Raw genomic sequence first — 1746 nt, 5'->3', positions numbered from 1 at the left:
CTGCGCCTCATTCAAGGAGCCTTCATGCACACATTTCGCCGCAGCGCCGCCCTCCTCGCCCTGACCGTCGGCAGCGTCGCCAGCCTCCCGGCGCTGGCCGCCGATGAGCTGCACTACAACCAGATTTCCCTGCGCGCCGAAGTCAGCCAGGAAGTGGCCCGCGACCAGATGATCGTGACGCTCTATACCGAAGAGCAGAACACCGACCCGGCCAAACTCGCCGCCGCCATCAGCACCACCATGAACAAGGCCACCGCCCAGGCCAAACAAGTCAAAGACATCACCCTGCGCACGGGCAGCCGCAACAGTTATCCGATCTACGACACCAAAGGCCAGAAGATCACCGGCTGGCGCGAACGCGCCGAACTGCGCCTGGAAAGCACCGACTTCGCCGCCCTGTCCAAACTCACCGGCGAGCTGCTGACCGACCTGAAAATGGGCGGCATGGACTTCGCCATCGCCGACCCGACCCGCAAGGCCAGCGAAGACCAGTTGCTCAAAGAAGCCGTCACCGCCTTCAAGACCCGCGCCCAACTGGCCACCGACGCCCTGGGCGGCAAGGGTTACAAAATCGTCAACCTGAACCTCAACAGCAACGGTTACCCACAACCGTACCTGCGCGCGCCGATGATGATGAAAGCCGCGGCCATGGATTCCGCACCAGTCACCCCGGAAGTTGAAGCCGGCACCAGCCAGGTCAGCATGACCGCTGATGGCTCGATTGAAGTGTTGATGCAGTGATTTGAGCTTGGCTGAATGAAAGACCGGCAATCAGTAAATGGTTGCCGGTTTTTTTGTGTCCGGGTTTTGTAGTGAATGATCCACCGCTTCGCGAGCAGGCTCGCTCCCACAGGTTGAACGCATTTGAATGTGGGAGCGAGCCTGCTCGCGAAGAACGATGACGCGATCTCAAGCGTGCGGATCAACCCGATCCAGCGCCCGATTCACCGCCTGCTCCGCCAGCATGATGATCTGCTGAATCGCCAGCGCCGTATTGCGCTGCGGACGACCGAGCTGATCGGCGAAATCGCTGGCCAGCGTATTGGCTGAAGCGAGGGACTCACAGGCGTGGGCAAGCAGGCTTTCAGTGTCGATGTCGGGCCGGACCAGAAACATCGTGCTGGGCGGATGGGGTTTGCCGGGTGGCGGGCAGAGATAGAAATCGAGGGCACGCTTGATGGCTTCGCGGTTTTTTGCGAGATCGTCGGCGCGCAGCGCGGCTTCGAGGGGGGTTGAGGTTTCTTCGGGTGGGTCGGGGACTGGCTTAGACATTGGAGCGATCTCTTGGTTGAAGCCAACACTTGTCGTTTCTCACGCGACGAAGAGGTGGCAGCTGTATGCGGAGTGAGAAACCGGTGAGATCAACCCGGCCGAACCGAAGTCCGCCCGCACACAGCCGCCATAAAACTACGCAGCAGCAAATTAACTGGCGCGGATTATGGTTGTACTCGTGTTGGATTAAAACATCTCAACGGATTCTCACATCCGATCGCTGAACCTTCAGCGACAGATTAAGCCTAGTGATCACACGTCCGACGGACAACCTGAAAACCTTGTGGGAAGGTTCGGGTTATTGAAAATCTGAATTAAACAAACTCAAGCCCTCGGGGACCTTGAGGTGCCTCATCGCGAACAGGCTCGCTCCCATAGAAAAGCACAAGCAAAAGATCGCAGCCTTCGGCAGCTCCTACACAATGAGCGTTAGCTCGAGTGCTCTTGATCTTGATCCACCGGCGACGTCGGAAG

At 58.8% G+C, this 1746-nt stretch carries 2 protein-coding genes; one reads left to right on the top strand and one right to left on the bottom strand.

Features of this window, described 5'->3' with window-relative positions; all coding sequences use genetic code 11:
* The first annotated feature begins 24 nt into the window (after window positions 1-24).
* A complete protein-coding gene (locus tag D6877_RS14395; RefSeq protein WP_016771714.1) occupies window positions 25-741 on the top strand; it encodes an SIMPL domain-containing protein in 717 nt (238 codons plus the stop codon).
* A gap of 168 nt (window positions 742-909) precedes the next feature.
* Here D6877_RS14395 and D6877_RS14390 read toward each other — a convergent pair whose 3' ends face one another.
* Window positions 910-1272 carry a DUF6124 family protein gene (locus D6877_RS14390; RefSeq protein ID WP_130911228.1) on the bottom strand — a complete coding sequence of 121 codons (363 nt, stop codon included), beginning with the start codon at window positions 1270-1272 and terminating at the stop codon, window positions 910-912.
* Window positions 1273-1746: the final 474 nt, after the last annotated feature.

Source organism: Pseudomonas sp. Sample_9 (assembly GCF_004307535.1).
GTDB classification, from domain to species: domain Bacteria; phylum Pseudomonadota; class Gammaproteobacteria; order Pseudomonadales; family Pseudomonadaceae; genus Aquipseudomonas; species Aquipseudomonas mercuritolerans.
The sequence above is the reverse complement of the archived record's forward strand: the minus strand, read 5'-3'. Positions and strand labels throughout refer to the sequence as shown.